The following is a 20,211-nucleotide window of genomic DNA, read 5'->3' on the forward strand; positions in this document are numbered from 1 at the left end:
CCACAATCCCTTCCCATATTCGCGGCGTCGAGACAATCGAAGGGAACGCGGCTCTTGATGCGGAATATCGTCGTGCTGCGCCGCGTGCTCTATGACGCGCTTGGCCATTTCAACACCGATGACGGCTGGGCCATGGCCAGCCATCTGGCGATCACTTCGCTCATGGCGCTGTTCCCGTTCCTGATCTTCGCCACCACGCTGGCGAGCTTCCTCGGTGCGCAGGCGTTCGCCGATACTGCCGTGCACCTGGTCTTCGACACCTGGCCCGAACAGATCGCCAAGCCTATCGCGCGCGAGGTGCTCAACGTGCTGACCGTGCGGCGCACCGATCTTTTGACCTACGGCGTGCTTCTGGCGGCCTATTTCGCCTCCAACGGCATCGAGGCGCTGCGCACCTCGCTCAACCGCGCCTACCGCGTCGCCGAAACGCGCGGCATCATCTACCGCCGGGTGCAGAGCATTTTCTTCGTGCTGATCGCGACGGCCGGTTTCCTGGCGATCAGCGTGCTCCTGGTCTTTGCGCCTTTGCTGGCGCGGCTGGCGGAAGCTCATTTCGAGTGGATCAAACCCTATACGGGCACGATCACGCTGTGGCGCTACGTCATCGCCTCAACCGTCATCATTGGTGGGTTGTTTGCCGTCCACTACTGGCTGCCGGCGGGCAAGCGCCGCTTTGTCTCGCTGGTGCCTGGCATCATCTTCACTCTGGCTGCGTGGCTTGTCGGCTCGACGATGTTCGCGACCTACCTCGACCATTTCTCGTCCTATGTGACGACCTATGCCGGCCTCGCCTCGATCATGATCGCCGTGGTTTTCCTCTATATGCTGTCGGCGATCTTCATCCTCGGCGGCGAACTCAATGCGGCGATCAGCCGCTTTCTCGAAGCGCGCGCACGGGTCGGCAGCTAGGTTTTGGCTGGCCGAGCCGTGGCCAGCCCGACGCCGAGCGTCGCGATTGCCATGCCGACGATCTGCACGAGGCTGAGCTGTTCGCCGAACAGCGCCCAGGCGATGACAGCGGTGACGGCCGGCACCAGGTAGAACAGCGACGCGACCTTCGACATCTCGCCGTCGCGGATCATCACCATCAGCAGGAAGATGGCGCCGATCGACAGCACCAGGACCAGCCAGGCCATGGCGAAGATCAGTTCGCCGTTGATGATCACCGTGTGGGTCTCCAGTGCCAGCGAAGCCAGGATCATCAGCGAGCCGCCGCCGATATATTGCCACATCGTCGCCGCCACCAGGTCGCCACCCGAGGCATAGCGCTTCTGCCAGATGGTCCCGGCGCTCATGCCCAGCACCGAGACCAGCGACGCCGTCAGGGTTTCGGGCGTAACGCCGCCGCCGAGAGCGCCGAGCTTCGGCCACAGCACGATGATCACTCCCACAAGGCCGACGGCAAGGCCGGCCCAGTGGCGCGGCAGGATGTCCTCGCCGAGGAACCGGCCGGCAAGCACGGCGGTGATCAGCGGTTGCAGGCCGACGATCAGCGCCGAAAGCCCGGCGGGCATGCCCCTGTGGATCGCCCAGAACACGGCGCCGAGATAGATGCCATGCATGAGGATGCCGGCGACCGTGGCGTGAAGCGCTTCTGCCCTTGTGGCTCGCTTCGAGCCAAGCACGAGCATCAGCCCGGCAAGCAGCAAGGCGGCGATGACAAAGCGGGCTGCCAGAAAGGTGAAGGGCTCCGCCCAGGGCATGGCGTAGCGCGCGCCGATGAAACCTGTCGCCCACAGGACGACAAACGAGGCGGGGATGAACCGCTTGAGACTGTGCATTTCGGGGAAGCCGTTTCCGGTGGAGAGGTCCGATTCGGTGAAGAGACAAATACGGCAATTGCTCTAATGCGGTTCAATCCGGCAAGCAAAGTGAAACAATTGGTACATAAGCTCATCCTGATGTAGGAGGTGGCCGAATTCAAAGGGCGGCGTCAGGGCAATCGACTTCTGTCGATCGATCCGGCGACATGGCGTTTTGGCTTCGACAGGGAGCGCGCATGCTGTTGCATCTCGATACAAGCTGGCTGTTGATGACGGTGGCCAGTGTGGCCGTGTTCGGCTTCTTCTTCGGCTCAGCGCTCGACGCCATCATGCAGGAGGACGGTTTTGGGTCGACCGGCAACACGCTGCTGTTCACGCTCGGCTTTTTCGCCGCGGTCATGGCCGCGAACGAACATGGCATCGTCCTGAGAGATCTGAAGCTCGCGGTTGCCTGGGGACTGGGCGGCGCCTTCGCGTTTATCGGCGCGTTGGCGCTGCTCAAGGCGGGGCTGGCCCGGCTTTAGTCATAGCCCGGCCAGCCGCCTGACTTCGTCCGGCGACATGCCTGCCTGCCTCAGCGCGGCAAGGCCGGTATCAGCAAAACTCTTCGACAGTTTGCGCCCATCCGGACCGAGTATGAGACGGTGGTGGAAATACTGCGGCTGGCCGAGGCCGAGCAATTCCTGCAGCAGGCGCTGGATGCCGGTCGCGGAATAGAGGTCGCGGCCACGCACGACATGGCTGACGCCTTGCAGAGCGTCGTCGACGACGACGGCCAGGTGATAGCTGGTCGGGATGTCGCGGCGCGCCAGAATGACGTCGCCCCAGTCCTGCGGACGCGCCTCGACACGCTGCGTCGCCGAAAGCGTCTCGTTGGTGAATTCGCGCCAGGACAAATCCGTGCCGACGCGCGCCAGCGCTGCATCAATGTCGAGGCGCCAGGCGAAGGGCGCATTTTCGGCGATGCGGCGGTTGCGTTCGCTGACCGGCAGCGCCTTGTCGGCGGCGGGATAAAGCGGCACGCCGTCCGGGTCGCGCGGCCAGCCGCGGCCGCGCTTTTCGCTGTCGGCGATGAAGGCCCTGATCTCGCCACGGCTCATAAAGGCAGGGTAGACGAGTTCTTCGCGGACCAGCCGGTCGAGCACGGCCTGATAGTCGGAGAAATGCTCGGCCTGGCGCCGCACCGGCTGTTCCCATTCGAGACCTAACCATTCGAGGTCGCGAAAGATGCCGGCCTCGAATTCAGGCGTGCAGCGGATCGTGTCGATGTCCTCGATGCGCAGCAGCAGGCGGCCGCCGGCCGCACGCGCCAGTTGCTGGTTGAGCAGTGCCGAATAGGCATGGCCGAGATGCAGTTCGCCATTCGGGCTCGGCGCGAAGCGGAATGTCAGGAGCGTCATCTCACAAGCGGCAATCGGGTTGTGCAGCGGTTTTGCCAATTGCTACCGTGAGGTCGGTTCAGGAACAAGAAAACATGCAACGCATCGCGACACTGGACGATATTGCGCGCGGGCTGGATGCGCTTTGCGCAATCGATCCGCGCCTGGAAAAGGTGCGCGGCATGGCCGGCGAGGTGCCGCTGCGGCTGTCGGAGCCCGGCTTTCGAAGCCTGGCCTCCATTATCGTTTCGCAACAAGTATCCCGTGCGAGCGCCGATGCCATTTTCGGCCGGCTGGTGAAACTGGTCGATCCGCTAACGCCGCAGGCGATCCTTGCCGCCGGCGAGGACATGTTTCGTGAGTCTGGGCTGTCGCGGCCGAAGCAGCGCGGTCTGATCGCGGTTGCGCAGGCCGTGGTTGAGGGGCTCGACCTGCATCACCTCTGTTCGCTCGACGCCGAAGAGGCGATCGCGGCTATGATCGCGGTGCCGGGCATCGGCCCGTGGACGGCGGAAGTCTATCTCCTGTTTGCCGCCGGCCACCCCGATATTTTCCCCGCGCGCGACGTCGCGCTGCAGAGCGCGGTTGGCCACGCGCTCGGCATCGAGCCGCGTCCGCCGGAGAAAACGCTGATCGCCCTGGCCGAATCATGGAGCCCGTGGCGAGGTGTCGCATCGCGGCTTTTCTGGTCCTATTATCGCGAAACCAGGGGCCGGGACGCAGCACCTCCGGCCTGAAACCGTAAAAAAGCATGAAAATCCTGCATTTTTGCCGCTTTTGGCTGATGACAATCCGCTTCACATCCCTGTCATGTCGGGCTTACAGTATCCGCGCCGATCGGTTCTAGAACGAGGAGGTCAACAAGTGACGGTTGCCGTATCTCCGGATGGGCTTCCTGCGCTGGTGCTGAATGCGGATTACCGTCCGCTCAGCTATTACCCCTTGTCGCTCTGGTCCTGGCAGGACGCCATCAAGGCGGTGTTCCTCGACCGGGTCAACATCGTCGCCGAATACGAGCATGCGGTGTCTTCGCCGACCTTTTCGATGAAGCTGCCCAGCGTCGTCAGCCTGAAGGCCTATGTGAAGCCGTCGAGGCACCCGGCATTCACCCGCTTCAACGTGTTCCTGCGCGACCGCTTCCAGTGCCAGTATTGCGGCACGCCCGAGGATCTGACCTTCGACCACGTCATCCCGCGCCATCGCGGCGGGGCGACGACGTGGGAGAATGTCGTGGCCGCCTGTTCACCCTGCAATCTGAGGAAGGGTGGCATGATGCCGGCGCACGCCAAGATGTGGCCGCTGCAGAAGCCCTACCAGCCGACCGTGCACGACCTGCACAACAATGGCCGGCTGTTCCCGCCCAACCATCTGCATGAAAGCTGGATGGATTATCTCTACTGGGATGTGGAGTTGGAGCCGTAGGGATTGGCCCGATCGGCCTTGCCAGGGCAATCGCCGATGTCAGGTGCTGCCCCTCATCCGGCTGCCGCCACCTTCTCCCCGTATTGTGACGGGGAGAAGGGAATTGGCTGCAAATCTGGCGCCCTTTTTTCAGCGTTCGGGATTGGCGAAACCATCGATGACTGCGTCTTTCTCCCCGTCACTACACGGGGAGAAATGCCCGGCAGGGCAATGAGGGGCGGTGCCAACATTTAGAGATTGGCCGCATGGCGCGACCTCGCACTTGATTAGTCGCGCGCCAGCGCGCCGCGGAAGGCGATGGCGGCGAGGATGAAGCTGGCGATGGCGTTCCAGCCGGCCAGCGACAGGCCGAGGATACGAAGGGCTGCCTTGTCGCAGGATGGCGGCACGAATTTGTCGAGCGCGTCGAGCACGCCCTTGCCGCCGGTGTCGACCGGGCCGGCGCCGGCCGTGCAATCGGCCGGGCCCTGCCACCAGGCCCATTCGACGCCCGAATGATAGACGCCGAGATAGAGGCCATAGAGCATCAGCAGGCCGCCGACGGCAAGCAGGCCGCGCGTCAGCCATGCGGGCGCGCTAAGCATCGAGGCAATCACCGCCAGCAGCATCAGCGGGGCGCCGATATAATAGGGCGTGCGCTGCTCCAGGCACAGATGGCAGGGGATGTAGCCGCCTATGTGCTGGAAGGCGAGCGCGGAGCCGACCGTGGCGGCCATGGCGACGGCGAGAAACAAAGCGGTGCGCGTCCGCTGGCGTCCGGTATCGGCTGTCATCGTGGCTGTCATGTTTCGTCCGTTGAATTCGCCGTCCGCCGGCATAGTCCTGACCCACCGCCCGCCTTGGGCGGTTAGAAGGCGTATTTGACGACGATATAGAGCAAAATCAGGGCGGCGGCGCCGGCGCCGACGATCAATCCCAAACGCTTCTCGATGAATTCCTTGATCTCCTCGCCATAGCGGCGCAGCAGCCAGGCAAGAAGCAGGAAACGAGCGCCACGCGCCAGGATGGCGGAGACGATGAAGACGACAAGATTGACGTGGAGGGCGCCTGCCAGAATGGTGACCACCTTGATCGGCGGCAGGTGGGCGGCACCCGATGTGACGAGCAGCACCAGCATCAGCCCGGTGCCGGCCGACTGCCACCTCTCGAACGCGTCAAGGCCGCCAAAGTGCTCCAGCATCGGCCGTGCTATCGTGTCGTAGGCATAGTAGCCGATCAGCCAGCCGGCAATGCCGCCCAGCACGGACGCAACGGTGGCGGTCAGCGCGTACCGATAGGCGCGTTCGGGCCGCGCCAACGCCATGGGCAGGTACAAGACGTCGGCAGGTATGAAAAACACCGAGCTTTCGACGAAGGCGATGAAGGCCAGCCACCATTCGGCGGATTTGCGGGCCGCCAGCGACAAGGTCCAGTCGTAAAGTCCGCGAAGCATCGGCTCTCCTGGATGCAGGTTGCCCAGACGCAACGCGCTTTGATGCGCATCTGTCTAGAAAGATTTTCCGCGCCGCACAATGGCAGGAGCGTCATGAAACAGAAAGGCGGGCTTTTGCCGCAAGCAGGGCACGGCGGCGCATTTGGCCAGTTGACGAACAGGCCTCCAACCGTATAGTCCGCGCCCATCCAGGCCTTTGGGCCTGAGCCCCTATGGCGGAATTGGTAGACGCGCTCGACTCAAAATCGAGTTCCGCAAGGAGTGCTGGTTCGATTCCGGCTAGGGGCACCATTTTTGATCTCACGCCAGTTCGCTTCGCTCATGGGCTCCGATGGGGCGGCCTGACCGGCCGACGGGCGGTCGCCCTTGCGAACCCTCCGGGTTCGAACAGTGCCTTGAACACAGAGCCAACCGCGGCTGCTGCGAATGACAGCGATAGCGCCAATCAGCGGCGGCCGGTAGCCCAGCTCTACGTGCTCTCAGGCCGCCGCACGGTGTTCTTCACGGGCAGCTTCCCACACTTCGCGGGCCGCGTCGGCGTTCATGACCGCGATCCCCAATCCCACCGCCAAATCGGGCCACGCGGAATGCCAGAGCAAGGCCGTGACCAACCCTGCGGCAATAATGGCGATGTTGGCCAAGGCGTCGTTGCGGGCCGACAGGAAGGCCGCCTTTGAGAGGCTGCCGCCACGATGCCGGTGCGCGGCCAGCATGTAGGCACAGGACAGGTTGACGGCGAGAGCGCCAAGTCCCGCCAAGGTCAAGGCGATGGGCTGCGGCGGCACCGGCACGTTGAACTTTTCCCAAGCCGTCCAGAGCGTTGCCAGACCCGGCATGAGAAGGATGAGCGCCAATGCCATCCCCACCCGCGCACGGGAACGCACAGACCAGCCAAGTGCGAGCAGGATGAGGAGGTTCACGGAAGCATCTTCAAGAAAGTCGATGCTGTCGGCGAACAGGGACACTGATCCAATGGCGAGCGCCACAGCGAACTCGATCCCGAAATAGGCAAGATTGAGAAGCGCGACGGTGAGGACGATGCGGCGGAGGTTCATCTTCTGGCGGTATCCGAAACCAGTGTGTGGAGCTACAGCTTCGCGGTGTCCAAGGAAAGCCCCTGCTCGTTCCGGGTCCCGGCCGATGGGCGGTTGCCCTTGCGACCTTTTGCGTTCGAGCCGCGCCTCGAACACGGACTTAGCGCATATTCCCCGTATGCCCTTGCGAATACCGTCCCGGCTGCGGCCACACCGTCAGGCCGTGCGGCTCTGAGCCAACCCGAAACTTGGTCACGGCGCCCGATGTCGTGTCGATCATGTAGGCGGCACTGTCGAAGCGGCCGGACAGCCATAGTTGTTTGCCGTCGGCGCTGACATTGCCCATGTCGGGGCTGCCGCCGCCGGGGATCGGCCAAAGTGCTACGACCGCGCGGTTGGCGAAGTCGATCACGCTCACGCTGCCCGGTCCCTTTGCCTTGCCCTGCTCCATCTTGTGCGAGCCCCGGTTCGAGACATAGAGCCGCTTGCCGTCGCGGCTGACGACGAAGCCATGGGCGCCGATGCCGGTCGGGATGAAGCCGATCTCCTTGAAACTGTCGCCATCGACGAGGAACACGCCGTCATTCATCATGTCGGCGACGTAAAAAACCTTGCCGTCGGGCGAGAGGCGGATGTCCTGCGGCATGCCCATTTTCGAGAAGTCGAGATGGCCAAGCACCTTCTGGTTCTTCAGGTCGATCTTGGCCAACCCGCCATTGCCGTATTCGCAGGTGAAGATCGCGTAGGCGCCGTCGACGGAGAAATCGGCGTGGTTGATGCCGGGACAAGTGGGCGTCGGCAGGGCCGACTTCAGCGCCATGGTGCGAGGATCGCGGAAATCGAGCCGCTCCAGGGCTTCGTCGACGACGATGGCCGCGCCCGGCATGAAATACAAATTGTAGGGATCGTCCACGGCGATCTGCGGGCCGGGCTTGCCGGTCATCGGGTCGATCGGCGTCAGGCTGCCGTTCTTGCCGGTGCCATTGTTGGCGACCCACAGCGTCTTCAGGTCCCATGACGGCACGACGTGCTGCGGTTTGCTGCCGACCGGGAACCTGTCGACTTCCTTGAGCGTCATGGTGTCGATCACCGTGACGCTGTTGGAGGAGCGGTTCGGCACATAGACGCGCGGCAGTGCACCCAGCGTGGCCGGGCTGAGATGGCCGGCGGCGGTGTGGCTGTAGATGTTAATGGACGGCGCGGGCTCGCTGCAATCCTCGGGACAGCTATCGGCCCAGGCGCGGACAGGCAGCAGTGCAAGCAGCGAAAAGGCCGCACGGGGACCGGCGTGACGCAAAAAGGTTCTGATCATCAGGATGGCTTGTCGTGAAGGCCGGCCGAAATTGCCGCGCCGACCCATAGCTGGTGTCTTGCCGTTGATCCAGTGGCTATCGCCGTCCCAGCAAACTCTTCACGCGGTTGCGCAGCAGGCGGGCCATGTTGCGGGTCTCGCGGTAGAGATGCAACTGCGAGGCTGCCTGGCGGGCGAGGCGGTCGGCATCCGGAGTCAGCCCGATCACCAGCGAGCCCATCGGCTTGCGCTCGCTCCACAGCCGGCTCATCACCGGATGGTCGGGCACGGCGCAGGAATCGGTCATCATAATGTTGGGGTCGTCGAGATGCTGCCTGGTCACCTTGATCATCAACAGCGTGCCCGGCGAATAGGTCGCCAGCGTCTCGTCATAGGCGGTCTTCCAGGTGTAGGCGACGCCGGCCTCGACGAAGACGACCAGGCAGGCGATCGTGCGGCCGTCCAGCGTCAGCGAATGGATGCGGCACATGTCGTGCTCGGCCAGCCGGTGCACGGCTTCGCGGGCAAAGGCGGCGCGGTAGCGGTCGATGGCCATGGCGGTGCGCTCGCGGCCCTTCCAGCCGGCGGCTTCCAGCGTCAAAAAACTTTCGATGGCGTGGCGGATTTCGTCCGGTCCCCGCGCCACGACATGTTCCAGCCTGCCGAGATCCCCCAGGCGCCGCTTTAGGCGGCGGAATTCGCGGTAGTGGTGCGCGCGCAGCGATGCCTTCAGATACGCCTCGCCGTCGAGCGTACTTTCGAGCACCGGCCGGTCCGCCTTGCCGGTGGTGACCATCGTCAGGCCGCGCGTCTCGGCAACGGTGGCCAGCACGCTGGCCAATGGGCCGTCGAGGCGCATGTCGGGCAGCACGAAGACCTTCGGCAGCTTGAGATGCGGCCGCGACAGCATGCCGAAGAAATCCTCGACGACGCCGATCGGGTCGTCGTGGTCGACCAGCGGTGTGCCGATCGGGCCGAACGGGCTCGACCAGGTGCGCATCACCGGAACGCCGAGCGGCACGGCCGGCCTTTCGACCGAGAACGGCACCAGCAGGCGCAGCCGGTTGCGGTATTCGTCGCCGTCGCGGATCACCGCCAGCTTGACCTCGCGATCTTCCAGCCGGGGCATGGCCGGCGCAAGAAAGCGCGGGTTGAAGAAGACGTTGGGCTCGATCGTGCGGGTGCACAGAAAGTCGAGTTCCTCGACCAGCTCGAAGCCGGCCGAAGCCGGATAGATCGCCAGCTTGCGCAGCGGCCGGTTGCTGGCGAGGATCTCGAGATGCGCCGGATCGGCGTCGCGCGCCAGGCCGGCAAGGCCGGACACCATGGCGCCGGCCGGACCGCCGCTGGTTTCCTCGATCAGCGGGATGGCGGCCATCAGGCATCTCCCTTGGCGGCGGGCACGAAGATCAGCATGACGATGCCGAGCTTGCGCCAGACGGTGAAGGACAGGGCGCTGGCCTCGAAGACCATGGCGAGGCTGGTGGCGATCGCCGCCCCCCACAGGCCGAAGAACGGGATCAGCACCACGTTGAGACCGATGTTGAAGGCCAGCGTCATGGCATAGACGGCGGCGCAGATGTTCTGGTTGCCGCTCATCGTCAGAAGGCTTTCGCACGGGCCGACGGCGGCGCGCGCCACGACGCCGAACACCAGCAGGAACAACAGCGGATAGCCGGCGGTGAATTCCGGGCCGAACAGAACCAGCATCGGTTCGCCGAGCGCCAGCACCAGCAGCGCCATCAACAGCGACGGCCAGAACGTCCACGACACGGTCTCGCGGGCGAAGGCGGCGAGCTTTTCCGGTTCGCCATGGGTGAACTGCGCATAACGCTGGGCAACGCCGGCCTTGACGGAGAAATAGACGAAATGCACCAGCGCCAGCGTCTTGACGGTGGCGAAATAGACGGCGACGTCATTGGGCTGGAGATAGGCGCCGACCATCAGCACGTCGGCGTTGGTGAGCAGGAAGAAGAAGCTTTCGACCAGGAAGATCGGCAGCGAGACGATGAACCACTCGGCGAAATGCACCTTCATCGGCCCGGACGGGATATTCCTGCCCATGCGCGTGGTCACGCCGATGAGCTGGCCGAGCGTGGTGGCGTAGGTGGCGGCGATCGAGGCGAAGATCGCTGTCCTGGCGTCGGGCGCATAGCCCATTGCCAGCATCAGCGCCATCAGCGCCAGGATCAGCACCGGCCGCACCAGATAGGTCGGCGACAACGCAAACAACGCCCAGGAATTGGCGCGTGACTGGCCTTGCAGCAGATCGCCCATGGCGATCATCGGCAGGCAGAACAGGCCGAGGATGAAGGGCATTACATAGTAGCTCTCGATCCAGTTCGCGCACAGCCAGACGCCCAGTGCGCCAAGCCCGGCGATCGCGGTCGAGGCAATCAGCACGAACAGGCGGCTGGCGACCACGATGCCGCGCAGTTCGGCGAGCATGTTGCGTTCGCGGTATTCGGGGATGAAGCGGATCACCGAAGTGTGGAAGCCGAGGCAGGCGAGGTTGCCGACGATGACCATCGTCACCCAGACGAGGACGAAGATTCCGTATTCGAACGAGCCCATCCAGCGCGCCATCAGCACCTGGCTGATGAAGGCGATGACGGCGCTGACGATGCGGATGGCAAAGGCGATCAGCGACATGCGCCCGGCTTCGCCGCGCTCGTCGGCGGTGAACAGCACCGCATCGATCCGGCCAAGCAGCGGCCCCATGCGCAGCGCCAAGCGCTGCGGCAAGAACCGCCCGGCCGTCGTCGCCGCGGAAAACCGCACCCCGATGTCTCTCCGTTTTCCGCCTCTTTTCAAGCTTTCGATGTATCCGAAACACCTTAAGAAAGGGTGGGCAGGTGCGGGTGCGCCGAGGGGCCAAGGACGGCCGCGTGTGCAAGGTGCGTCATCGTATGCCGGGGCATAATAAAAGGCGAGCGAACGCCGGGGAAGACTGGGGAGCCGGTCGGCGTTTCGCTCGCCCCTCCCCCGCCAAGGGGGATGGCCAGGCACCGGGTGTGTCCGGTGCCGGAGGTGTCGGAGCGTTACATCCCCTTCATGGCGTCGCACGACACGTTCGGGTTCATGTCGGCGAAGGCGCCCGTCGGGTTCTGTTTCCATGCCCAGACGTGCAGTTCGTAGAACGGGCCGAGGCCGTAGCGATTGGGGGCGCTGTTGAAGTTGAACAGCTGGCCTTCGAGCGAGGCCGGGCCCTTCGAGGTGATGTATTCGACCGCTATCAGCTTCAGGCTGCCGTCGGCCGTCGGCTCGTACATCACCGCTTCGGGCTTGGCGACATCGACGGCATCGTCCTTGAGATAGGCGCCGTTGACATAGTGGATGCCCATGGCGCCGCCGGTGATGCCGCTGGCGCAAGGGATGGGGGCATAGCCTTCGGCGGTGGCGGCTGCCACATTTTCGAAGCGGCTGTTGGCTGCGCGCACCTTTTCGGCCAGCGGATTGGCGTCGTGTGCCTGCGCCGCACCGGCCGCGATCGAGATGGCGGCGAAGGCCGCGAAGCGTGTCTTCCAAAGAATTATGGTCATGGTCTTCCGTTCGTTTGTTGACGCTTGAGGCGACGGCGGCCGATGCCGAAACGCCGGTGGCGTGGTTTAAGAATTGGGGACAGTTTTGTCCCTGCCGGCTGTGCGATGGATATGCCGCTTCGGTTGCCGAGCTTTGACCTCCGCGCTAAAAAATTCAGCAAAATCAACGATCCAAAAAGTAATATTGCCAATATTCCTGCGGGGCTTCCCGCTCCGAGAGCCCGATGTCGCGCCTCAGATAGTCGCCTTCCGGGGGCAGGCGCCGCCTTTCAGACAGATACGCAGGCAGCTTCGACGCGAACCGCCATAGACGGCCGAGCACGGAGGTTGGCCGGCCGGTCTTTCCCAGGACAGGTCCGATTCCGCCGAGCGGCAGGCCATCAGGCAGTTCGCCATGGCCGCGAAGGACAGTTTGATGCTCATCATCGTGGCGACCGGACGCAGGATCAGAGGTAAAAGTAAGGGTCAAGAACCCGCACCTCCGTGATCTTGTCGACCGGCAGCGAGTTTTTCTGAGCGGTGCTGCGGATAGCTTCGGGCGTCGGCGCGTCGTAGATGCAGAAGCTGTGCTTCTTGTCGGGCGTGACGAAGGACTGGATCCAGGTGACGCCCTTTTCGGCATTGCGCATGACGACGCCGCCCACCGCAGTGGCGCCGATGTCGGTCATCGGAATGTTGAGGCCGTCCGGAAATGTGCGTTCAATCAGATAGCGAGGCATGGAAGGCTTCCTTTCCATTGGTTCACGCTCGATCGGAGCGCGGCTGGACGTTGACCACGCCGGCCCAGCCCGCGCATCGGAACGATTCCCCATATTGGACGGGACGATTCCCTATATTGGCGTCGTTCTTTGTGGAAAGAGGCACGGCAATGTGTGCAAAGTCACATTGCCGCGCTTTCTTCACGGGCTAGTCGTGAGCGGCCCGCCATGGTGGGAAAACTCCGATCCTGTGAGACGATGACAATGATGCTTCTGGAACGGCAGACGCAGCTGCAGCAGCTGGAGACACTGCTTGGCGATGCAATAGGCGGCCATGGCCGCGTCGCGGTGCTGGCGGGGGAGGCCGGCGCCGGCAAGACGGCGATTGTCGAGGCGTTCGCGGCCCGTGTCGGGCAGAGCGCGGCAATGTTGCGCAGCGCTTGCGAGGATCTGTCGATCCCCGATCCGCTGGGGCCGCTTTACGATCTGGCCCGTGAGGCGCAATGGGCGCTGCCGCGCGCAATCGACGCCCGGCATGGGCAGAGACTGCCGCTGTTTTCCGATGCGCTCGACGCCTTTGCGGCCAAGGGACCGAGCCTGCTGGTGATCGAAGACCTGCACTGGGCCGACGATGCGACGCTCGATTTCGTGCGCTTCCTCGGCCGGCGTATCGCCAACACCCACATCCTGCTGTTGCTCACGGCGCGCACCGACCGCAGCGAGGGACAGATGCGGGTGCGCCGCGCCTTGGGCGAAATCCCGGCCGGCAGCGTGGCGCGCATCGACGTGCCGCTGCTCAGCGAGGCGGCCGTGCTGTCGCTCGCCGATGCGGCCGGCCGCGATGGCGACGCCATCTACCGGGCGACCGCCGGCAATGCCTTCTTCGTCACCGAATTGCTGTCGGCCGAAAACGAAATGGCACTGCCGGCAAGCGTGCGCGACGCGGTGCTGGCGCGGGCCGAGCGGCTGTCGGTTGGCGCCCGGGCCATGCTCGACGCGGTGTCGGTGTTTCCGCGCCGGGCCGACGCCTGGGCCCTGCAGGGCCTGTGCGGCGTCGCCAGCGCCGGCCAGTTGGCCGAGTGTGTCGCCAACGGCCTGCTCGACGATCTGGGCGACGGCTACGCCTTCCGCCACGACATCGCGCGACGCGCCATCGAAATGATGCTGACGACGTCGCACAGGCGGCAGTTCAACCAGCGTGCGCTGGCGGCACTGCTCGAAAATGGCGACGTCTCCACAGGCCGCCTGGTGCATCATGCGGTCGAGGCGCATAATCTGGCGGCGGTGCGCGAACTTGCGCCAATCGCCGCGCGCGAGGCGTCGCGCGTCGGCGCCCATCGCGATGCCGCCGGCTATTACGAGATCGCCTTGCGGCAGGCCGACAGCCTGCCGGTGATCGAGCGCGCCGCGCTCTACGAAAGTCATGCCTTCGAGTGCCATCTCATCGGCAAGATCGACGACGCGCTTGCAGCGCAGGGACAGGCGCGCCGGTTGCATCAGGCAGACGGCAACAGGCTGAAGGAGGGCGACAGCCTGAGATGGCTCTCCCGGCTGAGCGAAATGGGCGATGACCGCGAGGCGGCGGCCGCCTTCGGCGCCGAGGCTGTGGCGATGCTGGAAGCGGCTCCCGCCGGTCCCGAACTCGCCATGGCCTATTCGAACCTTTCGCATCTGGCGATGCTTTCGGAGAGGGTGGAAGACACGCTGTTCTATGGCGAGAAGGCAGCGGCGCTGGCTGCGCGCATGAACCGTCCCGACATCGCCTCGCATGCCCTCAACAATGTCGGCTGCGTCGAGCAGTGGCTCAATCCGGCCGCCGGACGCCTGCGCCTCGACCAAAGCCTTGAAATTGCGCTCCAAGGCAATTTCCAGGAACATGCCGCGCGCGCCTTCACCAACCGCGCCTGTTTCGAGATCACCCAGATGAGCTACGACGCGGCGCGGCCGGTGCTTGAGAGCGGCATCCACTATTGCACCGAAAACGACCTCGGCACCTGGCGCGACTATCTCAGGGGCATGCTGGCCGATGTGCAACTGCGCCAGGGCCAATGGGATGAGGCCGCCGCGACGGCAAGCGATGTCATCGACAATGAGCGGACAACCACCGTGGGCCGGTTTCCGGCGCTGCTGGCACTGGCGAAACTGCGCCTGAGGCGCGGCGATCCCTCGGCCGAGCCGCTGTTCGCCGAAATGGCGCGTCTGGCCGGAAGCGGCGGCGACCTGCAGATGCTGAGCTCTTACGCGGCGCTGATGGCGGAGCAGGCATGGCTGGGCCTGGCCGACAGGCAAGAGGCGCTGGCGCTGATCACCCGCGCCGAAACGCCGGTGCGCTCGCGTGCCCATGTCGGGGAGCTGGCGCTGTGGCGAACATTGCTCTCTCCCGATATGCCGGCCGGCGACACCGCCGACATGGCGACACCATACCGGCTGCTTCTAGCCGGCGACTGGCGTTCGGCTTCGGCACTCTGGGCCGAATTGAATGCGCCATACGAGCGCGGACTGGCGCTCATCCTCGGCGACGACGAGGGGCAGCGGCTGGCATTGGATATTTTCGACGGCCTGGGGGCAAGGCCGGCAGCCCAGCGCCTGCGCGATATCATGCGCAAGAACGGCGTTGGCGGCATCGCCCGCGGCCCGCGCCGCTCGACGCGCGCCAACCTCGCCGGCCTCACCTTGCGCCAGATGCAGGTGCTGCAGCTGATCGAACGCGGCCTCTCCAACAAGCGGATCGCCGAGCAATTGACGATTTCGCCAAAGACGGTCGATCACCATGTCTCGGCGGTGCTGGGCAAGCTGGATGCGGTGTCGCGCGGCGAGGCGACAGCGACCGCGCGCGATTCGGGGTTGTTGTGAGGTTTTGACGAGGGTTGGACCGAGAGGTCGCGATCCTTCGCGCCCCCCTCTGTCCTGCCGGACATCTCCCCCTCAAGGGGGGAGATTGGCTGTGATCAAGGCTTTCGCCAATTGTCGAAGTTGAAAAGGAAGTGGGGCCCGCAACTGCGTAATCTCCCCCCTTGAGGGGGAGATAGCCGGCAGGCCAGAGGGGGGTGCTGTCCCGCCGACCTAGCCGTCGAAATCAGGCAAACGCGCCGTGGCAGTGCTTGTATTTCTTGCCGGAGCCGCAGGGGCAGGCTTCGTTGCGGCCGATCTTGCCCCAGGTCGCCTGGTTGTTCGGATCGCGGTCTTCGGGAGCGACGATGGCGTTGCTCTCCTGGCGGACCAGAAGTGCGGTCTCGCCGCCCTCGAAATCGTCCTCGCCCGTGGTGCCGTCAATGTGGCTGCCGAACATTTCAGGCGCTTCGGGCGGCGGTGCTTCGGCGGCCTGGCGGACCAGTTCGACGCGCATCAATTGCGCGGTGACGGCCTGGCGCAGATTGCCGAGCAGCGCCTGGAACAGCTCGAACGCCTCGCTCTTGTATTCCTGCAGCGGGTCGCGCTGGGCGTAGCCGCGGAAGCCGACGACCGAACGCAGATGGTCGAGGTTGACGATGTGCTCGCGCCACAGATGATCGAGCGTCTGCAACACCACCGAGCGTTCGACATAGCTCATCACGTCTGGGCCGAAGCGCTCGGCGCGCTCCTTGGCGGCGGCGTCGGCGGCCTTGGTCAGGCGCTCGCGGATGTCGTCCTCGGCAATGCCTTCTTCCTTGACCCAGTCCTCGACCGGCAGGTCGAGATTGAGGAATTCGGCGACCTCGGCCTTGAGGCCGGCGACGTTCCACTGCTCGGCATAGGCGTTTTCGGGGATGTTCTTGGTGACGATCTCCTCGATGACGCCTTCGCGCATCTCGGCGATCGTCTCGGACAGGCCTTCGCCGTCCATCAATTCGATGCGCTGCTCGAACACCACCTTGCGCTGGTCGTTCGAGACGTCGTCGTATTTCAACAGGTTCTTGCGGATGTCGAAGTTGCGCGCTTCGACCTTCTTCTGCGCCTTTTCCAGCGCCTTGTTGATCCACGGATGGATGATGGCCTCGTCTTCCTTGAGGCCAAGCTTCTGCAGCATGCCGTCCATGCGCTCGGAGCCGAAGATGCGCATCAGATCGTCCTGCAGCGACAGGAAGAATTTCGAACGGCCGGGGTCGCCCTGGCGGCCGGAGCGGCCGCGGAGCTGGTTGTCGATGCGGCGCGATTCATGGCGCTCGGTGGCCAGCACGTAGAGGCCGCCGGCGGCCAGCGCCTTTTCCTTCAGGCGCTCGACATCGGCAATGATTTCCTTTTCGCGCGCCTCGCGCTCGGGACCAGCAGGCATGTCGCCCAGTTCGTCCTCGATGCGCATCTCGGCGTTGCCGCCGAGCTTGATGTCGGTGCCGCGTCCCGCCATGTTGGTGGCGATGGTGATGGCGCCGGGCTTGCCGGCCTGGGCGACGATGGCCGCTTCGCGCTCGTGATGGCGGGCGTTCAGCACTTCGAAATCCTTGAACCCTTCCTTGCGCAGGCGCTCGGCCAGTTGCTCGGATTTTTCAATGGAGGTGGTGCCGACCAGCGTCGGCTGGCCCTTGGCGCGCGCTTCCTTGATCTCCTTGACGATCGCCTTGTACTTCTCCTCGACCGTCCGGTAGACCTCGTCGTCCTCGTCCTTGCGGATGACCGGCAGATTGGTCGGGATCTCGGTGACTTCGAGGCCGTAAATGTTGCCGAACTCCTCGGCCTCGGTCAGCGCCGTGCCGGTCATGCCGGACAGCTTCTTGTAGAGGCGGAAATAGTTCTGGAAGGTGACGGAGGCCAGCGTCTGGTTTTCCGGCTGGATCGCCACATGCTCCTTGGCTTCGAGCGCCTGGTGCAGGCCTTCCGAATAGCGGCGTCCCGGCATCATGCGGCCGGTGAATTCGTCGATGATGACGATCTCGTCGTTGCGGACGATGTAGTCCTTGTCCTTCTGGAACAGCCGGTGCGCCTTCAGCGCGTTGTTGACGTGGTGGACGATGGCGACGTTCTCGACGTCATAGAGCGACTCGCCCTTGAGCAGGCCGGCCGCGCGCAGCAGGTTTTCCAGCTTCTCGGTGCCTTCCTCGGTGAAGATCGAGGTCTTCTGCTTCTCGTCGATCTCGTAGTCGGCCGGGCCGAGCTGCAGCATGAAGGCGTCGATGGTGTTGTACATTTCCGAACGGTCCTCGAGCGGACCGGAAATGATCAGCGGCGTGCGCGCCTCGTCGACCAGGATGGAATCGACTTCGTCGACGATCGCGTAATTGTGGCCGCGCTGCACCATCTGCGCGCGCTCATACTTCATGTTGTCGCGCAGATAGTCGAAGCCGAGCTCGTTGTTGGTGGCATAGGTAACGTCGGACGCATAGGCGACGCGGCGTTCCTCGTCGGACAGGCCATGGACGATGACGCCGACCGAAAGGCCGAGGAATTTGTAGACGCGGCCCATCCATTCGGAGTCGCGGGTGGCGAGATAGTCGTTGACGGTGACGACATGGACGCCCTTGCCGGCAAGCGCGTTGAGATAAACGGGCAGGGTGGCGACCAGGGTCTTGCCCTCGCCCGTGCGCATTTCGGCGATGCCGCCATTGTGCAGCACCATGCCGCCGATCAGCTGCACATCGAAGGGGCGCATGCCGAGCACGCGGCGGGATGCCTCGCGGACGGTGGCGAAGGCCGGCACCAGCAGGTCATCGAGCGTAGCGCCGTTGGCGATATCCTGGCGGAATTTTTCCGTGCGGGCCTGAAGCTCGGCGTCGGACAGCGCCCGCATCTCGTTTTCCATGGCGTTGATCGCCTCGACACGCGGCCGGGTCGATTTTACGCGACGATCGTTGGAGGAACCGAAAACCTTACGGGCGAGACCGCCGAGACTGACCATCCGATGGTCCTTTCGATAGAATTCTCAATTTTGAGATGAGCGCCGGCCGGCCCCATCAATTCCGCGTGAAACGCGGACAAACACAAAAAGCGCCCGGAAAACGGTTCTGGACGCAAAGTCGTTGGACAGATAAGAGGGGGCTCAACTGATGTCAACGCCGCGTTAGCCCTATGGGCAGCGCCAAATTCCGCCACAATCCGGCTGATCTGCAAGCCCTACCAATCCCCCCTTGGAGTTAATCTTGATGTCCTTACTGTTTCGCCGTGCGTCGCTCGCCAGCCTTGGCTTGGCTTTCGGCCTGTCGGCCCTGTCGCTGTCTCCGCTGATGGCCCAGGAAGCCGCTCCCGCCCCGGCCGATGCCGCAGCAGCGCCGGCGGCAGCCCCCGTCGATCCGAACGCCGTCATCGCTACCGTCAATGGCCAGAAGCTGACCGAGGCGGACCTTGGGCTTGCCGAGGGCGAGCTGTCGCAGCAGTTCTCGCAGTTGCCACCCGAGCAGCGCCGCGCCGCCGCCCTTTCGGCGGCCATCGAAATCCGCGTCATGGCCGCCCAGGCGGTCGCTACCGGGCTCGACAAGGATCCCGAATTCCAGCGCCGCATGGCGTTCCTGCAGCAGCGCGCGCTGCATGGCGAGATGGTCGAGAAGGGCGTCGTCGACAAGGTTACCGATGCCGAGGTGCGCGCCCGCTACGACCAGGAAATCGCCAGCACGCCGCCGGTCAATGAGATTCATGCCCGTCACATCCTCGTGAAGACGAAGGAAGAGGCCGAGGCGATCATCAAGCAGCTCGATGGCGGCGCAGACTTCCAGAAGCTCGCCAACGAGCATACCAGCGATCCCTCGGGCAAGACCAATGGCGGTGATCTCGGCTGGTTCGGCCCGGGGCAGATGGTGCCGGAATTCGACAAGGCGGCAGTTGCGCTCGAAATCGGCAAATACACCAAGGAGCCGGTGCAAACGCAATTCGGCTGGCATGTCATCAAGCTCGAGGACAAGCGCACCAAACAGCCGCCGGCCTTCGACGACGTCAAGGACCAGGCCAAGCAGGCGGTGATCCGCGACAAGTATTTCGCACTGGTCAAGCAGCTGCGCGGCGCCGCCAAGGTCGAAATCCCCGACGCCAATCTGAAGAAGGCCGTCGACACGATGGAAGCCGGCAAGTAAGGCCGGCACCGAAAAAACATGCAAAGGGCGCCGTTCGGCGCCCTTTTCAATTGCGGGAGATGCCTGACATCACATAGCGGACAGTGGCACGGATTGTCGCCTCATCTTCGTCCAGCCGGTTGGTCAAAAGGTGTTTCCAGGCATAGGAAGCGATGAGGTCGGCGACCAGCGCTGCGTCGATATCGGCCGCAACCTCGCCGCGCGCCTTGGCGCGCTCGATGATCCGAGCGGTGTGGGACACGCGCCCATCGGCATAGCCAGTCAGGGCCGCGGCCGCCGCTTCGTCCGACTGGGCCTCGGCGATCAGCGAGCGGAATACGCTGCCCGAGGATGTGTCGCGCCAATGCGCGAAGAGGTTCCTCAGGAAACCGACGAGGTCGTCTTCGAGACTGCCGGTATCGGGGACGTCGACACGCTTTTGCCGCTTGTAGACCTCTAACAGCAAGGCCGCCTTGCTCGGCCACCAGCGATAGATCGTGGGTTTGCCGGCGCGCGCCCGCCGCGCCACGGCCTCTATGGAGAAGCCGGCATAGCCGGCCTCGACCAGCACCGCCTCCGCGGCCTCGAGAATGGCCTCGGCGCTGTCTGGGTTGCGCCGCGCCCCGATCGATCTGCGCGCCGGATCCTCGCCCATGTCTGTCCTCGCCAACAATCTCGCCGGCAATCCTGGCCAACA

19 protein-coding genes and 1 tRNA gene are annotated in these 20,211 nt (G+C 64.2%); 7 read left to right on the forward strand and 13 right to left on the reverse strand.

Translation table 11 applies throughout. From position 1 onward, the window contains the following. The first annotated feature begins 57 nt into the window (after positions 1-57). Positions 58-909, forward strand: a complete 852-nt coding sequence (locus tag NKJ77_RS00575; RefSeq protein WP_023671675.1) for a YihY/virulence factor BrkB family protein — start codon at positions 58-60, stop codon at positions 907-909. On the opposite strand, the gene NKJ77_RS00580 is transcribed toward NKJ77_RS00575, so the two are convergent. Further along, entirely contained in the window at positions 906-1,781 is an 876-nt protein-coding gene (locus NKJ77_RS00580) for a DMT family transporter (protein WP_031195766.1), read from the reverse strand. The genes NKJ77_RS00575 and NKJ77_RS00580 overlap by 4 nt on opposite strands. Positions 1,782-1,999: 218 nt before the next feature. Here NKJ77_RS00580 and NKJ77_RS00585 point away from each other — a divergent pair, with 218 nt between their 5' ends. Next, positions 2,000-2,287 carry a hypothetical protein gene (locus NKJ77_RS00585; RefSeq protein WP_023671677.1) on the forward strand — a complete coding sequence of 96 codons (288 nt, stop codon included), beginning with the start codon at positions 2,000-2,002 and terminating at the stop codon, positions 2,285-2,287. On the opposite strand, the gene gluQRS is transcribed toward NKJ77_RS00585, so the two are convergent. Continuing rightward, positions 2,288-3,163 carry a tRNA glutamyl-Q(34) synthetase GluQRS gene (gluQRS, locus tag NKJ77_RS00590; RefSeq protein ID WP_352533932.1) on the reverse strand — a complete coding sequence of 292 codons (876 nt, stop codon included), beginning with the start codon at positions 3,161-3,163 and terminating at the stop codon, positions 2,288-2,290. It lies immediately after the preceding gene. A gap of 74 nt (positions 3,164-3,237) precedes the next feature. On the opposite strand from gluQRS, the gene NKJ77_RS00595 reads away from it, so the two are divergent. Together NKJ77_RS00595 and NKJ77_RS00600 are read left to right on the forward strand one after the other, a co-directional pair. Next, complete coding sequence (locus tag NKJ77_RS00595; protein WP_352533934.1) at positions 3,238-3,879, forward strand: DNA-3-methyladenine glycosylase family protein; 642 nt, start codon at positions 3,238-3,240, stop codon at positions 3,877-3,879. Positions 3,880-4,006: 127 nt separating this feature from the next. Continuing rightward, positions 4,007-4,564 carry an HNH endonuclease gene (locus tag NKJ77_RS00600; RefSeq protein ID WP_008874122.1) on the forward strand — a complete coding sequence of 186 codons (558 nt, stop codon included), beginning with the start codon at positions 4,007-4,009 and terminating at the stop codon, positions 4,562-4,564. Positions 4,565-4,830: 266 nt separating this feature from the next. Here the strand turns inward: NKJ77_RS00600 and NKJ77_RS00605 are convergent, their stop codons facing one another. Continuing rightward, positions 4,831-5,349 carry a disulfide bond formation protein B gene (locus tag NKJ77_RS00605; protein ID WP_023731053.1) on the reverse strand — a complete coding sequence of 173 codons (519 nt, stop codon included), beginning with the start codon at positions 5,347-5,349 and terminating at the stop codon, positions 4,831-4,833. A 62-nt stretch (positions 5,350-5,411) separates the two neighbouring features. Beyond that, positions 5,412-5,996, reverse strand: coding sequence for a YqaA family protein (locus tag NKJ77_RS00610; protein WP_023685316.1), 585 nt, complete (start codon positions 5,994-5,996; stop codon positions 5,412-5,414). Between the two features lie 206 nt (positions 5,997-6,202). Here NKJ77_RS00610 and NKJ77_RS00615 point away from each other — a divergent pair. Then, positions 6,203-6,287, forward strand: a tRNA-Leu gene (locus NKJ77_RS00615). A gap of 188 nt (positions 6,288-6,475) precedes the next feature. Here the strand turns inward: NKJ77_RS00615 and NKJ77_RS00620 are convergent. The 7 genes from NKJ77_RS00620 to NKJ77_RS00650 all read right to left on the reverse strand — a co-directional run bounded on the left by NKJ77_RS00620 (position 6,476) and on the right by NKJ77_RS00650 (position 12,582). Next, a complete protein-coding gene (locus tag NKJ77_RS00620) occupies positions 6,476-7,051 on the reverse strand; it encodes a cation efflux transmembrane domain-containing protein (RefSeq protein WP_023742871.1) in 576 nt (191 codons plus the stop codon). 139 nt (positions 7,052-7,190) lie between these two features. Further along, the gene (locus NKJ77_RS00625; RefSeq protein WP_352533936.1) at positions 7,191-8,342 is read right to left on the reverse strand and encodes a YncE family protein; all 1,152 of its coding nucleotides are present in this window, start codon (positions 8,340-8,342) and stop codon (positions 7,191-7,193) included. Positions 8,343-8,418: 76 nt separating this feature from the next. Further along, positions 8,419-9,699 (reverse strand): GNAT family N-acetyltransferase, encoded by a 1,281-nt coding sequence (locus NKJ77_RS00630; protein ID WP_023731050.1) that lies wholly within the window; start codon positions 9,697-9,699, stop codon positions 8,419-8,421. Next, on the reverse strand, positions 9,699-11,102 hold the full coding sequence (locus NKJ77_RS00635) for a lipopolysaccharide biosynthesis protein (protein ID WP_023818495.1): 1,404 nt from the start codon (positions 11,100-11,102) through the stop codon (positions 9,699-9,701). The genes NKJ77_RS00630 and NKJ77_RS00635 overlap by 1 nt, the downstream gene beginning before the upstream one ends. 260 nt (positions 11,103-11,362) lie before the next feature. Further along, entirely contained in the window at positions 11,363-11,863 is a 501-nt protein-coding gene (locus tag NKJ77_RS00640; protein WP_023731048.1) for a hypothetical protein, read from the reverse strand. A 163-nt stretch (positions 11,864-12,026) separates the two neighbouring features. Continuing rightward, complete coding sequence (locus NKJ77_RS00645) at positions 12,027-12,332, reverse strand: hypothetical protein (protein WP_081732473.1); 306 nt, start codon at positions 12,330-12,332, stop codon at positions 12,027-12,029. Further along, entirely contained in the window at positions 12,310-12,582 is a 273-nt protein-coding gene (locus tag NKJ77_RS00650; RefSeq protein ID WP_023685308.1) for a DUF4242 domain-containing protein, read from the reverse strand. The genes NKJ77_RS00645 and NKJ77_RS00650 overlap by 23 nt, the downstream gene beginning before the upstream one ends. 243 nt (positions 12,583-12,825) lie before the next feature. On the opposite strand from NKJ77_RS00650, the gene NKJ77_RS00655 reads away from it, so the two are divergent. Then, complete coding sequence (locus NKJ77_RS00655; RefSeq protein ID WP_031195767.1) at positions 12,826-15,414, forward strand: helix-turn-helix transcriptional regulator; 2,589 nt, start codon at positions 12,826-12,828, stop codon at positions 15,412-15,414. A gap of 223 nt (positions 15,415-15,637) precedes the next feature. On the opposite strand, the gene secA is transcribed toward NKJ77_RS00655, so the two are convergent. After that, complete coding sequence (gene secA, locus NKJ77_RS00660; protein ID WP_023672992.1) at positions 15,638-18,370, reverse strand: preprotein translocase subunit SecA; 2,733 nt, start codon at positions 18,368-18,370, stop codon at positions 15,638-15,640. A 244-nt stretch (positions 18,371-18,614) separates the two neighbouring features. Here secA and NKJ77_RS00665 point away from each other — a divergent pair, with 244 nt between their 5' ends. Beyond that, positions 18,615-19,535, forward strand: a complete 921-nt coding sequence (locus NKJ77_RS00665) for a peptidylprolyl isomerase (protein ID WP_023686683.1) — start codon at positions 18,615-18,617, stop codon at positions 19,533-19,535. A 46-nt stretch (positions 19,536-19,581) separates the two neighbouring features. Here the strand turns inward: NKJ77_RS00665 and NKJ77_RS00670 are convergent, their stop codons facing one another. Then, on the reverse strand, positions 19,582-20,169 hold the full coding sequence (locus tag NKJ77_RS00670; protein ID WP_023694003.1) for a TetR/AcrR family transcriptional regulator: 588 nt from the start codon (positions 20,167-20,169) through the stop codon (positions 19,582-19,584). Between the last annotated feature and the right edge of the window lie 42 nt (positions 20,170-20,211).

The organism is Mesorhizobium sp. M0052 (assembly GCF_040323255.1).
Lineage (GTDB): Bacteria > Pseudomonadota > Alphaproteobacteria > Rhizobiales > Rhizobiaceae > Mesorhizobium.

Excerpts from the sequence above, each read along its gene's own strand:
- NKJ77_RS00650 (WP_023685308.1), bottom strand. The coding sequence starts at position 12,582 with ATGCCTCGCTATCTGATTGAACGCACATTTCCGGACGGCCTCAACATT.
- NKJ77_RS00625 (WP_352533936.1), bottom strand. The coding sequence starts at position 8,342 with ATGATCAGAACCTTTTTGCGTCACGCCGGTCCCCGTGCGGCCTTTTCG.
- secA (WP_023672992.1), bottom strand. The coding sequence starts at position 18,370 with ATGGTCAGTCTCGGCGGTCTCGCCCGTAAGGTTTTCGGTTCCTCCAAC.
- NKJ77_RS00580 (WP_031195766.1), bottom strand. The coding sequence starts at position 1,781 with ATGCACAGTCTCAAGCGGTTCATCCCCGCCTCGTTTGTCGTCCTGTGG.
- NKJ77_RS00620 (WP_023742871.1), bottom strand. The coding sequence starts at position 7,051 with ATGAACCTCCGCCGCATCGTCCTCACCGTCGCGCTTCTCAATCTTGCC.
- NKJ77_RS00640 (WP_023731048.1), bottom strand. The coding sequence starts at position 11,863 with ATGACCATAATTCTTTGGAAGACACGCTTCGCGGCCTTCGCCGCCATC.
- NKJ77_RS00575 (WP_023671675.1), top strand. The coding sequence starts at position 58 with ATGCGGAATATCGTCGTGCTGCGCCGCGTGCTCTATGACGCGCTTGGC.
- NKJ77_RS00605 (WP_023731053.1), bottom strand. The coding sequence starts at position 5,349 with ATGACAGCCACGATGACAGCCGATACCGGACGCCAGCGGACGCGCACC.
- NKJ77_RS00585 (WP_023671677.1), top strand. The coding sequence starts at position 2,000 with ATGCTGTTGCATCTCGATACAAGCTGGCTGTTGATGACGGTGGCCAGT.
- NKJ77_RS00630 (WP_023731050.1), bottom strand. The coding sequence starts at position 9,699 with ATGGCCGCCATCCCGCTGATCGAGGAAACCAGCGGCGGTCCGGCCGGC.
- NKJ77_RS00665 (WP_023686683.1), top strand. The coding sequence starts at position 18,615 with ATGTCCTTACTGTTTCGCCGTGCGTCGCTCGCCAGCCTTGGCTTGGCT.
- NKJ77_RS00670 (WP_023694003.1), bottom strand. The coding sequence starts at position 20,169 with ATGGGCGAGGATCCGGCGCGCAGATCGATCGGGGCGCGGCGCAACCCA.
- NKJ77_RS00595 (WP_352533934.1), top strand. The coding sequence starts at position 3,238 with ATGCAACGCATCGCGACACTGGACGATATTGCGCGCGGGCTGGATGCG.
- NKJ77_RS00655 (WP_031195767.1), top strand. The coding sequence starts at position 12,826 with ATGATGCTTCTGGAACGGCAGACGCAGCTGCAGCAGCTGGAGACACTG.
- gluQRS (WP_352533932.1), bottom strand. The coding sequence starts at position 3,163 with ATGACGCTCCTGACATTCCGCTTCGCGCCGAGCCCGAATGGCGAACTG.
- NKJ77_RS00610 (WP_023685316.1), bottom strand. The coding sequence starts at position 5,996 with ATGCTTCGCGGACTTTACGACTGGACCTTGTCGCTGGCGGCCCGCAAA.